The sequence below is a fragment of the Paenibacillus sp. LjRoot56 genome (assembly GCF_964253335.1).
In the GTDB taxonomy this organism is placed as follows: Bacteria; Bacillota; Bacilli; order Paenibacillales; family NBRC-103111; genus Paenibacillus_E; species Paenibacillus_E allorhizoplanae.
This window is the reverse complement of record NZ_CAXURV020000001.1, coordinates 1,846,392-1,860,361: the sequence shown is the minus strand read 5'-3', so window position 1 is coordinate 1,860,361 and position 13,970 is coordinate 1,846,392. Positions and strand designations below refer to the sequence as shown.

The following is a 13,970-nucleotide window of genomic DNA, read 5'->3' as shown; positions in this document are numbered from 1 at the left end:
CTTCGTTAGTTTAGCGAGATAGGCTACTACTCTATGCAAAATTTGCACATTAGCGGTTCCGGTCACCAGATAAATAAAGCTCCCTTGCGGTTTGAAGGAACAGTTTCACCCCGTGAGGAGCCTCCTTCAGGGACGGAACCGCCAAGTGAATCTCTCTGAAAGGCTGCGGTTCAATTGTCCGGACGCGGACATTAGGCGGCAGCACCGACAACGACAACGAAGTTGTCGATACGATCGCGACGCCCAGCCCTTCTTGAATCATGCTCAACGCCGTGTTTATGTTGTGGCCGTCATATTTGACGTGCAAAGCGATTCCGAATTGCTGAAACAGCTCATAAATTGGCGTTACAAACCCGCCTTTGCATACAATCATAGGTTCATTGTCCAGATCTGTGATATGAATTTTCGGGCGGCTTTGCAACGGATGATCGTCCCGAAGGAGCAGACATAACTCGTCTTTAAAGAACGGAATTCCTTCCAATTCACCGTTCGGTGGAATAATCCATCCGACATCGATTATTCTAGAAGACAGCCATTCTTTAATCTCGTCAATAGTTCCTTCGTACAGTTCGAACGTTAGCCCAGGGTGCTTCTCCCCGATCACCTTTAATATTTTCGGCAAGAAGTGTGCGGACACAATAGGGAACGTCCCAATGCGAACAGTGCCGACTTCAAACCCTTTCTCGGCCGTTACCTCCTGCTCCACCTTATTGTAGCCGTGCAAAATCTCTCTGAATATTACAGTCAGGCGCTTCCCAATATCGGTGAGAATGATCCCCTTCTTTTTATCCCGAATCATGAGGATGACCCCCAATTCCGATTCAAGCGTGGAGATGGCTCGGCTTACGGCAGGCTGCGTCATATTTAATTGCTCCCCAGCTTTTGTAAAATTGCCGGTCTCGGCGATTTTCATGAATAAAATCAGTTGCGAATGTGTCATAACAATTTTGATATCACCTCTATAAAAATCATTCATTTCATTTATCTTACGAGGCATTGTATCATGGTAAATACAAATCCACAACAGGAGCTGAAGACACATGATGCAACTTTCGCGAACACGTACTATTGTTTATTTAACGTTTCTAGTTACAATGTGGGGGGTGAACTGGCCGCTCTCTAAATATGCGCTCGAATTCGCGCCACCGTTGCTTTTCGCCGGCTTGAGGATCTTTATTGGGGGTCTCATATTGCTTCCTTTCGCTTTACCCGGCTACAAAAAGCTTAATCTGAAGCATACTTGGCACATCTACCTAATCTCCGCATTGCTGAATATTATTCTATTTTTCGTCTTTCAAACATTCGGATTGAAGGCTATGCCAGCCGGACTGTTTTCGACGATCGTGTTCTTGCAACCTGTTCTGCTCGGCGTCGGCGCTTGGTTGTGGCTGGGCGAATCCATGACCAGTTTGAAAATGGTCGGTTTGATTCTCGGCTTTCTTGGAGTCGCTGTCGTCAGCGTAAGCGGAGGCTCCGGTAGTATTTCAATCGTCGGCATCCTGCTCGGTCTAGCCAGCACGATCACTTGGACATTTGGTACCATCTATATAAAGAAAACCGCGACAAAGGTCGATGCCGTCTGGTTGGTCACTGTTCAGATGATCTTTGGTGGAATCGTATTGTTGGTTGCGGGCTCTGCCGTTGAAAGTTGGACGGATATCGTTTGGAATCTGTCATTCCTTTCGTCTTTGTCGATTATTTCGATTTTCTGTACAGCCTTGACCTGGCTCGTATTCTTTCTGCTTGTCGGATCGGGCGAAGCTGGCAAAGTCGGTTCTTTTAATTTTTTGGTCCCTCTCATTGCGATCGTAAGCAGTGTCCTTTTCTTGGGTGAAACGATCACTTCCAAACTGGTGGCGGGACTCATTCTAATTATCGCAGGCATTGCACTGGTGAACCTCAAACTGAAATTTCTGCAAAAGGGGAACAAATGACACATGAGAAATTAGAAGTTGGGAAAGGAAAAGAACGAGTATGACGGTCCGGTATCTCAAACGATGGCGGAAGGCATGTAGAGTGAATTTTTTATCCTACCTACATGACGGCCTGTGCAATCAGGGCTGATTCCTGACTTTGATCGGGTGTAATACTTCATTTATTAAATCACATCCTTTTTTAACGGCATCAAGCCGAAAGCCGTCCCAACGCCCTTGTTCATTAAACGTGGTAACCCAGTAGTATAATAAGAATCGAATTTATATTCATATTTTGTTGGCTTATCATGTTTATTTCATCACTTTGTATTTCAATATGGAGCTATACGAGAATTTTGAAGATAGTCACTAATCTCAAACCCCGAATGTCCTTAATTTTGATATTAGCGATTTTCTTCATAGTTGTTGTTCAATTCAATGAAAAAATGAAGGTTGATGCGCAAGGAAACTTCACTATTGATATTCATCAAATCGCCCATTTACAACGGCTGCCTAGTTGTGTTACTCTTATTTCTATAGTTTTCGAAATACATTTGAAAAGGCGGTGAGAACCCATGGTCGAGGACAACGAGGAAGTCAAACAGGCAGTGAAAGTCTACAAAGCACTCGGAGAGCCGACCCGGATCAAAATAGCGATGCTTCTTACAGAAGAGATGAATCTATGCTGCTCCGACATCAGTAGCAAGCTCGAGTCCGTTGCCGGTTCCACGCTGTCGCATCACTTGAAACAGCTTACGGAATGCGGCCTGCTCACGCTGCGCAAAGACGGAACGTACATTTATTACAGCGTCAATAAAGAAGTCGCGCGAAAGTACGCCCCGTATCTACTGGGGTAGCCGTTTTTTTTGCCGTATATTTCGATATATTTAGAAATATAAAAATATTATATAGAGAAAAATGGATAAGGAGCTGGAACGTTTGTCTTACAATTTGAAAATTTATATGCTTGCTTTAGTCAGCTTTCTCGTCGGTACGTCCGAATTCATCATTGCCGGTATTCTGGATAAAGTATCAGACGATATCGGCGTCTCGATCGCAGCAGCAGGCCAGTTGATCACCGTGTTCTCCCTTGCATACGGGTTCGGGACGCCTTTCCTGATGGCGGCCGCTGCCAAAGTCGACCGCAAAAAGCTGATGCTATACGCGCTCTCGGTATTCATCATCGGCAATGTCGCAGCCTACTTGTTCTCTGGCTTCGGCGCCCTCATCGTTTCTCGAGTTATCGTAGCGCTCAGCAGCGGCGTATTCGTTGTCACGGCGCTCACGGTCGCTGCGAAACTCGCACCGGTGGAGAAGCAGGGCAGTGCCATTGCCACGCTCGTCATGGGCTTCAGTACGGCACTGATCGTCGGCGTACCGCTTGGCCGGCTAGTCGCTTCCGCCTATGACTGGAAGGTGGTTTTCGGTGGCATCGGACTGCTCGGACTACTGGCGTTGCTGCTCATCGCCTCCACAATTCCGAAAACGGACGGCGAGCAGCCGGTACCGCTGCGCGACCAACTGAAACTGCTCAAGAATCCGAAAATCGTCGTCGCGCTCAGCATTACGTTCTTCTGGCTAGGCGGCTATTCCATCACCTACACGTATATCTCCCCCTTTCTGCTCGATATTACGGGCATGAGCGAGAAATTCGTCAGTATCGCGCTGCTCGCGTTTGGCATTGCCAGTCTGATCGGCTCTAAGCTTGGCGGGTTCGGCACCGACCGTTGGGGATTCAAGCTCACACTGGTGACCGGCATGCTGTTCCACGCAACCTGGCTGGTCGTGATTTCGTTCGCCGCCCATTCGCCGGGGCTGATGTTCCCTCTGCTCATGCTCTGGTCCTTCTCCGCCTGGTCGTCCGGTCCGACGCAGCAGTACCATCTAATCTCGCTCGCGCCAGAAGCGACCAGCATCATGCTTAGCCTGAACAGCTCCGTCGTGCAGCTAGCTATGGCTGCCGGTGCGGGCATCGGCGGCGTCGTCGTGGAAGGCTCTTCGCTGACCGCCGTCACCTGGATCGGCGCCGCCGGCGTCGCCGTCGCCGCGCTCATGTCGGCCGCGGCCTTCGGTTACTTTCGCGTCGGCGCGGCTTCCCGGACAGCACACAAGGAGGCTCGCGCAGGGAAGATCAGCTCATAAGCATTTTTCTTTCACGTCAACTGGGTAGCGCCTAACGTGCCAAACCCAAGCAAAACGAGAAGAAGCCTGCAGCTCCCGCTTTGACTAGCAGGCTACAGGCTTCTTTTCGCAAACATGCTTCATCCTTCATGACCTGGCCGTAGATTCGCTTTTCTCTTCTTCCAGCCAGAATGAGATTGATTTACTTTGGACATAGAGGAATAATTATATGCACTTACTTCCCTTTTCTATTAAAAGAGAGAATGATAAAGTTAATCCAAGTTATTATCGGGATAGAAATTACTAATACATAACGACTATAAAAATCAATTCCAAACAATTTTGATTCCTCGGTTAAGTTGTACAAAAACCAAAATGCTAAACCCAATATTATTGTGTTGATAACAAAAGCCGATAACATTCCTAACCATTTGCTTTTCTTGTTTCTCATAATAAAGATAGATAAAACCGTTGAAACGATGAAAGAAATTGTTATGATAATGAAATTCAACCCTGCACCACCTTATAATTTAAAGAGATTAAACTAACTGTCCTTCACATGTTTTTAACTAACTTTTTTCGTTTGCGTAACGTTACTACCATACAGAGAGTCTTGTTCGCCCGTCATTTTCATCTGTAACGAAATCGACATTTTCGTATCCATTTATTTTTGCGTTATGATACAGACTTTCAATTAAATCTTTATCTTTGCAATAGATCGAGACGTATGTGCTATCAACGATTAAGAGAACGAGCTGACAATCGCTATTTAAGAACTCTTCGTATGTTTTAATATCTTTTACGATCTTCTCTTTTGGGTAAGCTTTCACATTTACAAAAATTAAATAATGCTCATTATTTTCTATGATTCCTTTAAGAACTGCGCCATCCATACCGTACACTTCTTCAGGGAAAAGTGGCTCCCCTAAAGTACAGTCATTCACGAAATATGACTCCTCGCCCCCAATATACCAGTTGAATGATGTCGTATCGAAGGGCTTTAATATATCTCCAAGAAAACATCCGTACTCATTTAAAATCTCGAAACTAATTCCTCTTTTCACTTTTATCTCCTCCAGCATTATTCAATTATCCTGCACCTTAGCTAAGAAGGCTACCGTACAATAATCCTCGGTAGCCTTCACTTATGTGCCTCTTTTTTTATAATAAGCAGAAATAGCCTGTAAGTAGTCCTGAAGCTTAATGGGATCATCTGAGAAGTTATAGGTATGACTCAAATCCCCTTTTTTTGATACCGCATACGTACTGAGCATACGCCTAACCCAGTCTTGTTCAGGAATCTCAATTTCTGGGTTATAAAAAAAGAACCAACAGCACTCTGCTTCAAGAAAGGAATCCTGCAAGTAAGCCGGCAGCCTCCCATTGCAGTGTATTGAACAAACGTTCTTACGTTAGTTAAACGCCTCCTTAGAATTTCGTTGTTGTTCTGCCCTTTTAACACTTTCTTTTGTCCATGAAGATTCAAAACGTCCTCGATTGTTATCCAGTACATCTTTGCAACTTCATCAGGACTTTTACTATACGCAGTTCCATTTTCATATTCGCAAAGAAAACAACGTTTATCACATATTCCGTTATCCAGAACAAAGGAGCTGCTATATACGAATTGTAAATTGCTCTTGATCATTAGTCCGACCTCTTCGTAGATTTCTCGTCGAACTGTTTTTCTAAATATCAACCTTATTGTTCTCGATATCAACTTTACCACCAACAAGTGATAGGCTACCTCCAGCATGCTCTTCTTTCTCACTACGCTTAATAATCAACCATTTTTCTTCTTTAAAAACTGCACCCTCTACATTTACTATGAACAAGATAAATGCCTCCGATAGGATCAATTAACGTTACTCTTTAGCTTAGAACGTGTGGATTACTCAACTGTGCTCCTCAATCAATGAGATTTTCCTTCCTTAATCTCGAAAACTCCGTCGCATAATACGCCATGGCGATGGCCGGTAAGGCGATTCCGATTAGCAGTGCCGCCTCCCAGCCCCCCGTTGCGTAAGCCCATCCCCCTGCCGATGAGCCGATAGCGCCCCCTAAAAAGAAAATGGCCATATACAAACCGTTAAGCCTACTGCGAAATTCCGCTCCTAAAGAGAAAATCACCCGCTGCCCGAGAACCATGTTGGCGGAAACCCCCATGTCAAGTAAAATCGCCGAAACTACGAGGATGGGGATTGCGAGTGCAGAACTTGATGGAACCAGCAAGGGAAGCAACCCGGAAAAGATGACGATGGCCAACGCCCATCCCGTAGCCGGGCGAACCCATCCACGGTCTGCCATACGGCCCGCCGCTGGCGCCACAATTGCCCCCATTACCCCGACTAATGCGAACAGAGCGACCTCCTTCTGAGTGAAATGGAACGGCGGACTTGTCAATACCAACGGAACTGTAGTCCAAAACAAACTGAACGTTCCGAATACACAAGCATGATAAATTGCCCTCCGACGCAATGCCGGTGTCGCCTTCAGCAGATGCAGCATGGAGTGCAGCAGCGCCGGGTAAGCTGTAGCGGTCAAAGGCTTCCTTGAGGGTAGTGCCTTTGCCAATACAAGAGCCAGCGCGAAAATCAATGCTGCGGAGATGAAATATATGGCGCGCCAGCCCATATACTCCGCCACCAAGCTTGAAATGGGACGCGCGAGCATAATCCCCAGAAGTAGCCCGCTCATGACGTTGCCCACATTGCGACCGCGCACGGCTTCAGGCGAAAGATGAGCCGCATACGGCACAAGGATTTGTGCTGCTACGGAACCTACTCCGATCACGAGTGAAGCGGTGAGGAACAGAATGGCGCTTTTGATTACAGCGGCAATTGTCAAAACGACGGCTGTAAGGAGCAATGATGAAAGGATCAACTTACGATTTTCCAGGATGTCTCCCAACGGTACGATAAATAACAAGCCAATCCCGTATCCGACTTGAGTCAATGTAACGATGAGTGCGGCAGCCCCGGAGGAGAGCCCGATGGTCGAACCGATGGAGCCTATCAATGGTTGAGCATAATAAAGATTTGCCGCTATAATACCGCAAGCGGCTGCCAGGATAAAAATTAGCGATGGCGAAACCGATTTATCCGTTGGAATGGAAGCTGAATGCATAGAAAGTCCCCTTTGCTCACCTGAAATTTTATGGAACAGTCGTTCCGGAATGTGCAAAAAAAATGTTTTATATCATTTCCATCACCATGTCTATCATCTGCTGCATCTTGCTGCGGTCACCCTGCACCTTCGCAACGATATTTATACTATGATTCAGGTTTGAGAGCAGATAAGATAAAGTCTTGATATCTTTCTCAGGCCTGATTTCTCCCGTCTCCTGACCTTTGCGCAGCAGCTCGTAGAAGGATTTCTCCAACTCGTCAAACCGCTCCCTGATCAACGCATTCAGTTGCTCATCTGGCGAATCCATGCCGACTGCTGCATTAGTAATGAGACAGCCCTTCGGCAACTCGCCGTCCAAGGCGGAATCGATGTGTATCTCGAAGTACTGCCGGATTCCCGATTTTGCGGATGTCGCATTGACGAGGATGTCCCGTTTGGCTTGCTTCCACTTCTTGTACCAGTTGATCGCCTCGATATAAAGCGTTTGTTTGTCCCCGAACGTTTCGTACAGACTTGATCTGCTAAGATCCATAGCTTCCAGCAAATCGGGAATGCTTGCCGCTTCGTAGCCCTTCTTCCAAAAAACGAGCATCGCTTTATGAAGCACCGCTTCTTTATCAAACTCTTTGTAGCGTCCCATGGTTCTCCCTCCGTTTCTGTAGGTAGAGTATATACTTTTCCGGAACGATAAGTCCAGTATTTTCTGCAGATATGAAAGTTAGCTTTTTCTAGGAAAAGATGGATAAAATGGATTACAGACTTTTAAGTAAAATTAGTGGACCTCTGCTTTTCGATCACCACTTTCTAAAGAATAGCATTTGTTAGGTATTAGAGTAATCTGCCCGTTAGTCTCTCTAAGCTTTTTTACGAAAATAAGACTAAAGCCGCGTTTCTCAAGTGAGTTACGCGGCTCTTAATATTTCAAGTATTTAGTGGGAGCACATAAGCCTAACACATGCTTATCAATATCCCTAGATTCACTTTCATTATTTTCTCGATAATTTGATCCATAATATCTCATGGAATATGCTAGAAATCGCTCATTGATTCATGATTAACATATTTCTTATCATTTAGGTGACGGGCATATCATTTTAATGTCTACAATATCTAACATTTGTGAGCTCTCGACTAAACTGCTTAAAGGGACGCTTTGCTCGTTTTCCGGTTGATCCAAAGGATAAATTCTGGCTGTATCATTCTTTTCATCGACATGTTGGATGTAGATTGGCGTCCCGTTATAAGTAACATCAACCATGGCTGGTGAAACTGCAATCTCTTGAGCGCGTTGAATGTTCATTTTTTGTCCTCCCTTCACGTACTAGTTACATTATTTGTACGTTTGAAAGGATGTATTCATGGTATGTTACTCACGTTAAAATCCCGAGGACAATCCTCTGCTCTTCTGTTTCAGGTCGCCTGGCCTTCAGTCGGTGGCTAACGAGATTTTGGCGTTTTATCGGTTATATTTCTATATAAACGCTTTCGTCCTAAAGGGACGCAGTTGCCGTTTTTTTGTTTGAATGAATAATTTGATTGATCATTTGGAATTGTATAACAGGATGTTAATCTATCGCAACAAAGGGAGGGAACTACAATGGCTAAGCCAGACAATCGCGAAGATAATCCAGCCCGTATTCAGAATGCCATCGATAATACAATGGCAAATCTAAACGAAGCTGAGGAATACTTGGATGAACATGCGGATGAAATTTCTGCTGTAGACAAAGAGAGCATCGAATCCAAAAATGCTCGCCGCAAAGAGAGCATCAATGGATTTATCGCAGAGAAAAAAGACGAATCCAACGCACAAGAATAACAGATTTCCCTACTTATTAACTTCACCCTGTAGTCGAGATATCGGATAACCATTCTGGTTCAACCGAAGTCCGCTATGGGGTGTTTTTCTATGCCCGATAGTTGAGAAAAAAATGGCTGCCGTTTCTTCGTATTTATTATAAAGAAGGCTATCGTTTTCGAGGCATTAACCATCAAAATAGCGTGATGTGCATCCGCCAATCCTGTTATTACTTGTTTTAACGGCTGGATTATTTCTGGCTTAGAAGGATCAAGATTTAATACTTTACGTGCATCATTTGATAATTTAATTAAATCATTTTTGGGGTCAGAATGCTTCCTGGTTATTGTAAATATAATCTCTTTCAGTACGCCTCCGCCTTCTAATAAGCTTCTAGCAATAGTTATAGCGCGGCGCCAAACTCATTTTGCCTTCGTGTCAAGGAATGTAAACGTTAGTGCGTCACTTCAAGCCATAAAGAATGCAGGGAGCACGCCCCTTGCCCCCCGTTACTCGCCCTAGCGCATCTACGTCCCTTCTGGAAGGAATGTTTATGCGCTATATGTTCAGTTATTAAAATGACAAGATGGTGTCCAACTTTTCCCACAAGACTGGCCCCAGCTCACTGTCCGACCAGGGGATAAAATGCGGCTCCATGATCGTGTGCCAGTTCTCTGGCGTAATCGGTGCAGGCCATTTCATTCGCGTCGCCCCGTGTTCGAACGCGGGCGCCGGACGCTCATGATAGGAGAAGATCAGTTCCTCATGCGCCCCAATGATATAAGTCGGATTAAAGCAGCTCGGTTTCTCCTCCTGCATAGCGTAATGATAGAAGATATAGCTGCTGTACTTCGACGGTTTCAATCTCGCAAGCATACCGACTCGCTCACGGCCGGATTGTAATCGATCTTCCCTCATTTCCGGCTCACCATCGTGGTATATATCGAGCATCGGAACGGCATACCTCTGCACGCCTCCAAAACCGCCCGGCCATGTCTCCAGCAACAGCTTGCACGTGGTTGGCCATTCCCATTCGCAGCCTTCGCCCGTCGTTTCAAAATAGAGAAATACACCGCTCCCCTTCGTGAAAATCGAGCAACTCACTACACCCTGCCCCCGAAGTTGGCGCTGCCAGCTTGCGGCTTCTTGGGCTAACGAGAGCGCGAAGCCCACTTCGCAGCCTTCCTTCACCTGCGCCCTATACATCCTTCTCATCATGTCAGTATCGGGTAGAATCGGCTGGCGTTGCCCGCGCGAATCATTCCCTTCTCCTCCTCTGCAAGATTATCAGGAAGCACTGCCTCGAACAAATTGATAACATCCATATAACCACCTGCCTGCAAGGCGACCGGCCAATCACTGCCGAACAATAGCCGGTCGCTGCCAAACAACTGAAGCAAATGATCGATATAAGGCCGAAGCCTTTCAGGATGAAATCCGCCTGCCATCGTGATCATACCGGACAATTTAACCGCCACGTAGGGAAGCTGGGATAGCCGCTCCATGCCTGATTGCCACGTTCCCATTCGCTGCTCCCGAATGTTCGGACAGCCCAGATGGTTGACGACCGCCTTTAGCAGCGGCAGCTCCTCTAAATACGACGCTACATCTGAAAGGTCATCAGGCTGTACGAGCAGATCCAGCGTCAGCTCAGCCTCCATTAGCGCAGCGAGCGCCGACCGCAGCTTGTTCTGGTCGGTCTCGGATCGTACAGAGCGAAATGCGCTGCCGCCAAGTCTGATACCGGTAAAGCGCGGATTGGCCTTCAAGGACTCGAGCTCTTCGTGAAAAAGATCCGCGAACGGATCGAGTCCTCCTCCCACACCGGCTATAATCGGGCAGATCTGCGCCAGCTCCAACAGAAACGCCGCTTCCTCAGAACTAACGGCGGCCTGTATGGCTACAAGCCCCTTAACACCGAAAGCGCCCAGCTCCGGAAGCAGCTGCTCTGGCAAGTAGTCCTTATAGAGCAACTTATTTTCGGGCTTCAACCAACCGTAATCACCACGCGATGGCTTCCAAAAATGAACATGGCTGTCTATATACACGGTGCTTCGCCTTCCTCTCCCTTACGCCCTGCCAGTAGATCAGCAGCGTAGGGGTTCGGCCACGGCATCTCATAGCTCGGCGGATTAACGTATCGCTTCATGCCAAGCTTCAGCCTAATGCCAGAGCCTTGCTTCAGATGAACTGCCAGCCATTTTCCTTTGAGCTCAGCTAGCGATCCTTGCGGGTGCCCATCTGCGTCAATCCGCTGGGCATCGGTAAATTCGTGCTCACCAAAGCCCCCTGCCTGAATGACGACTTCTCGCTCGTCAAATAAGCTGGTGTTGCATAACTGCAGCGTCACGCCGTCCGTTGTAAGCGCCTCCACTAAGGCTGATACGCCATGTGGAAGACCTGGCCGTTTCTCCTGCGAATCAAAGTAGCGCACTCTAGCATGCTGCAGGCCACCGTGCGAGATATGCATCGGTCCTCCCATTGTCAGCTGTACAAGCGACTCGAAATAAATCGGGCACATTTCCTGCCAGATATGAATGTTAGAAAAGTCACCGTCTGCAAAGCCGCTTTTCCACCCGTGCGGATCGCCTTGATCCGAGCGCATTCGCTCGAGTTGTCGACCGACCAGCTCCATATTGGCGGCCAATATCCGCTTCGGATAATCTGGGTTTAGCCCTCGAATGTACTGGAACCAAGGCTCTGTATTGCCGATATAGTGCTTCGTTTCCCTTCCTGTCCGGCTGTCCCTTCCTGATACGACAGGCACAGTTATTTCATTCCAATCATGATCCTTCGGAATCCGCTCTAGCCGCTCTAAATCCTCGTCGGCCATGGACATCGTCCACAAATAGACCGGATACTTCGGCAGTGCCTTTCGCCAATCATACCAGCCATTATCCCCGTGCTTATTCGGTACGAGTATCTGGCCATTCTCTTCCCGCCGCAGCGCCCAGTTGGCATCCAGCTGAGAACGGGCAAGCTCAAGTTGGTTCATGTCTCCCGTAAGTAAAACGGCGTTCATACACGCGTTCGTCAGCGGCTCGATAATGGTCATAAAGCCGTGCGGCCATCTCCAGCCGTAGTAGCCTCCCCACCATTTGCCGTCATTGTACTCGCCGATTACATCGGACAGACCGACATTGTCGGGAATAATGCCTCCATTATTACCAGTACGCTTTTCCCATGCTGTGAGATAATCGACCACCCAATCGCGATAGACGGCGTCGCCATTATGCATGAATGCATGCGCAACCAATCCGGTTGCATTCAAATTCAGCGGGACATCGCCCCGGTTCATTCGCTCATTCATCATCGCAATCAGCTTCTGATATACGTCATCGTTAGACCAAGGGCATTTGCCGCTCGCAAAATCAACACCTGGAATATCTTCATACGGTGCAGGATAATCGTCGAGAATGCTGCGATGCGTGACCCAATCCTCTTCCGACACCGTAAACCGCGGACCTTTACTTCCGTTCAATGGTGATCGGATAAGCTTCTGTTCTTTATCGTAATTCGGAGCATCCGGATCGTCTCCCATATACATGCTGGCAAAACGAACTGCTCTCTGCTTGTCCTTGCGTGTAACGGGACCAGCAAGTCCGAGAAAGTAGAGAAACAAATAACCTTCGCCATGATGCATCCAATCATAGTAAGCATCAAATTCTCGGTGAATTTGCCCATACTCGGTCCATTGCCAAGTAATCCCTTCCCAAATCTTTCGCGATACTTCATGGAGTTCACGACTGCCCCCTAACACGTAAAGCAGTGCTAGATTCATGAACCCTTCATAGGGATCATCCGAGCCGTCCATACCCGGCCATTCCTTCTGCCAAATCAAGCTTCCATCCGGCTGTGTGTAACGCTCCACAAACTCCTTCGCCGCCTGATTCAGCGTAGCAAATAACCACTGTTCCTGCAGCGCCCACTCTGGTGCAACCATTCGCTCTTCCGCTACAATCCTTGGCAACATGCTTCCTTGTATGTTCATTTCGATTCCTCCTTCTCCGCTGGAAATAAACTTTTGCCCTGAAATAAGGCATATACCCGTTGCAGCTCCTCTGGATCCAGTCCCTGCCCATCGCAAAATGCCAAGTTCGTGCGCAGCACATCCGATGTGGCAGCTCCCGTCAAGGTAACGTGAATGCCCGGATGCGATAGGCTGAAACGCATGGCTGGCTCAACGAGACCATGTGGCTCTGCTTTACGCAAAAACTTGAGCTGTTCCATCCGATTCGCTGCCTCCTCGATGAGGTTCGGCCTCAAAAAGGGTGCCGGTGTATCGGCAAGCAGGCCGAGTCCGAGCACGCTACCGTTAATAACACCGATTTCTTTCTCTGCTGCGAGAGGGAGCAGTTCGTCCTTCGCCGTATGATCAATCAGCATATATCTCGCATAAAACTGGATACTGTCAAACCGATTTAGCCGAGCATAACGCCCCAGAAGTGATAATATCCTTGTCGAAACACCGATATATCGAATCTTTCCGTCTTCCCGCAGCTTCTCTAGGGCAGGAAGCGTCTCGTTCACAATCGTTTCATACGGAACCTGCTCCACATCGTGAATTTGCAGCAGATCAATCCAATCGGTTTGAAGCCGTTCCAAACTATCCTCAACGGAGCGAATCGTCGTTACATAATCGAACGATTCTCCGGGACCTACTGCCTTCGATGCCAACACGACCTCGTTTCTTCTACCACAGTTCAGCGCCCTGCCGATTCGACGCTCCGACTCACCTCTGCCGTAGCTCGGTGCCGTGTCGATAAAATTGATGCCGCTATCCAACGCCTCATGGATCATCTTCTCGACGTCGCGTTCATCCGCGGGTCCAAAAACCCCTCCAAGGGGTGCGCCGCCTAGCCCGAGTTTCGATACTCGAAGTCCGGTACGGCCGAATGTAGTATACTCCATTTGTTAATCCCTCCTACTATAAATTGTAGTGTTCATCCTTTATAATCAAAATAGCCAGAGTTCCCCATCTCATGGCATATCTTCTCTATTTGAGGAAG

At 47.5% G+C, this 13,970-nt stretch carries 14 protein-coding genes and 1 pseudogene; 4 read left to right on the top strand and 11 right to left on the bottom strand.

Going from position 1 to position 13,970, the window contains the following annotated elements; translation table 11 throughout:
* Positions 1-49: 49 nt before the first annotated feature.
* The gene (locus ACSQ8O_RS08320; protein ID WP_436241178.1) at positions 50-940 is read right to left on the bottom strand and encodes a LysR family transcriptional regulator; all 891 of its coding nucleotides are present in this window, start codon (positions 938-940) and stop codon (positions 50-52) included.
* 100 nt (positions 941-1,040) lie between these two features.
* Here ACSQ8O_RS08320 and ACSQ8O_RS08315 point away from each other — a divergent pair, with 100 nt between their 5' ends.
* The 3 genes from ACSQ8O_RS08315 (at position 1,041) to ACSQ8O_RS08305 (ending at position 4,055) form a co-directional block, all read left to right on the top strand.
* On the top strand, positions 1,041-1,934 hold the full coding sequence (locus tag ACSQ8O_RS08315; protein WP_436241177.1) for a DMT family transporter: 894 nt from the start codon (positions 1,041-1,043) through the stop codon (positions 1,932-1,934).
* 554 nt (positions 1,935-2,488) lie between these two features.
* Positions 2,489-2,770: an ArsR/SmtB family transcription factor gene (locus tag ACSQ8O_RS08310; RefSeq protein WP_028554769.1), complete on the top strand. Its 282-nt coding sequence runs from the start codon at positions 2,489-2,491 to the stop codon at positions 2,768-2,770.
* 82 nt (positions 2,771-2,852) lie between these two features.
* Positions 2,853-4,055: an MFS transporter gene (locus tag ACSQ8O_RS08305; RefSeq protein WP_436241976.1), complete on the top strand. Its 1,203-nt coding sequence runs from the start codon at positions 2,853-2,855 to the stop codon at positions 4,053-4,055.
* A 575-nt stretch (positions 4,056-4,630) separates the two neighbouring features.
* Here ACSQ8O_RS08305 and ACSQ8O_RS08300 read toward each other — a convergent pair.
* From ACSQ8O_RS08300 to ACSQ8O_RS08275, 6 genes and pseudogenes are all read right to left on the bottom strand, one after another.
* Positions 4,631-5,098, bottom strand: a complete 468-nt coding sequence (locus tag ACSQ8O_RS08300; protein ID WP_436241176.1) for a DUF2691 family protein — start codon at positions 5,096-5,098, stop codon at positions 4,631-4,633.
* An 81-nt stretch (positions 5,099-5,179) separates the two neighbouring features.
* On the bottom strand, positions 5,180-5,398 hold the full coding sequence (locus ACSQ8O_RS08295) for a hypothetical protein (protein ID WP_436241175.1): 219 nt from the start codon (positions 5,396-5,398) through the stop codon (positions 5,180-5,182).
* Positions 5,399-5,722: 324 nt separating this feature from the next.
* Complete coding sequence (locus ACSQ8O_RS08290) at positions 5,723-5,869, bottom strand: hypothetical protein (protein WP_436241174.1); 147 nt, start codon at positions 5,867-5,869, stop codon at positions 5,723-5,725.
* Positions 5,870-5,942: 73 nt separating this feature from the next.
* Entirely contained in the window at positions 5,943-7,160 is a 1,218-nt protein-coding gene (locus tag ACSQ8O_RS08285) for an MFS transporter (protein WP_436241173.1), read from the bottom strand.
* Positions 7,161-7,227: 67 nt separating this feature from the next.
* Entirely contained in the window at positions 7,228-7,803 is a 576-nt protein-coding gene (locus ACSQ8O_RS08280) for a TetR/AcrR family transcriptional regulator (protein WP_436241172.1), read from the bottom strand.
* A 486-nt stretch (positions 7,804-8,289) separates the two neighbouring features.
* Positions 8,290-8,463: pseudogene (locus tag ACSQ8O_RS08275) on the bottom strand (small acid-soluble spore protein H); the annotation flags it as partial.
* 297 nt (positions 8,464-8,760) lie between these two features.
* Between ACSQ8O_RS08275 and tlp the strand changes: the two are divergent.
* Positions 8,761-8,982: a small acid-soluble spore protein Tlp gene (gene tlp, locus ACSQ8O_RS08270; RefSeq protein ID WP_436241171.1), complete on the top strand. Its 222-nt coding sequence runs from the start codon at positions 8,761-8,763 to the stop codon at positions 8,980-8,982.
* A 552-nt stretch (positions 8,983-9,534) separates the two neighbouring features.
* Here tlp and ACSQ8O_RS08265 read toward each other — a convergent pair.
* From ACSQ8O_RS08265 to ACSQ8O_RS08250, 4 genes are read right to left on the bottom strand one after another with little or no spacing between them, the layout of a single operon-like run.
* Positions 9,535-10,179 (bottom strand): hypothetical protein, encoded by a 645-nt coding sequence (locus tag ACSQ8O_RS08265; protein ID WP_436241170.1) that lies wholly within the window; start codon positions 10,177-10,179, stop codon positions 9,535-9,537.
* Positions 10,176-11,009 (bottom strand): amidohydrolase family protein, encoded by an 834-nt coding sequence (locus ACSQ8O_RS08260; RefSeq protein ID WP_436241169.1) that lies wholly within the window; start codon positions 11,007-11,009, stop codon positions 10,176-10,178. The genes ACSQ8O_RS08265 and ACSQ8O_RS08260 overlap by 4 nt, the downstream gene beginning before the upstream one ends.
* The gene (locus tag ACSQ8O_RS08255; protein ID WP_436241168.1) at positions 11,000-12,952 is read right to left on the bottom strand and encodes a hypothetical protein; all 1,953 of its coding nucleotides are present in this window, start codon (positions 12,950-12,952) and stop codon (positions 11,000-11,002) included. Before ACSQ8O_RS08255 ends, ACSQ8O_RS08260 begins: the two co-directional genes overlap by 10 nt.
* Entirely contained in the window at positions 12,949-13,872 is a 924-nt protein-coding gene (locus ACSQ8O_RS08250; protein ID WP_436241167.1) for an aldo/keto reductase, read from the bottom strand. Before ACSQ8O_RS08250 ends, ACSQ8O_RS08255 begins: the two co-directional genes overlap by 4 nt.
* Positions 13,873-13,970 lie beyond the last annotated feature (98 nt).

Bases quoted from the DNA above. Each gene is read 5' to 3' on its own strand.
- ACSQ8O_RS08280 (WP_436241172.1), bottom strand. From the start codon at position 7,803: ATGGGACGCTACAAAGAGTTTGATAAAGAAGCGGTGCTTCATAAAGCG.
- ACSQ8O_RS08320 (WP_436241178.1), bottom strand. From the start codon at position 940: ATGACACATTCGCAACTGATTTTATTCATGAAAATCGCCGAGACCGGC.
- ACSQ8O_RS08310 (WP_028554769.1), top strand. From the start codon at position 2,489: ATGGTCGAGGACAACGAGGAAGTCAAACAGGCAGTGAAAGTCTACAAA.
- ACSQ8O_RS08255 (WP_436241168.1), bottom strand. From the start codon at position 12,952: ATGAACATACAAGGAAGCATGTTGCCAAGGATTGTAGCGGAAGAGCGA.
- tlp (WP_436241171.1), top strand. From the start codon at position 8,761: ATGGCTAAGCCAGACAATCGCGAAGATAATCCAGCCCGTATTCAGAAT.
- ACSQ8O_RS08315 (WP_436241177.1), top strand. From the start codon at position 1,041: ATGATGCAACTTTCGCGAACACGTACTATTGTTTATTTAACGTTTCTA.
- ACSQ8O_RS08265 (WP_436241170.1), bottom strand. From the start codon at position 10,179: ATGATGAGAAGGATGTATAGGGCGCAGGTGAAGGAAGGCTGCGAAGTG.
- ACSQ8O_RS08285 (WP_436241173.1), bottom strand. From the start codon at position 7,160: ATGCATTCAGCTTCCATTCCAACGGATAAATCGGTTTCGCCATCGCTA.
- ACSQ8O_RS08250 (WP_436241167.1), bottom strand. From the start codon at position 13,872: ATGGAGTATACTACATTCGGCCGTACCGGACTTCGAGTATCGAAACTC.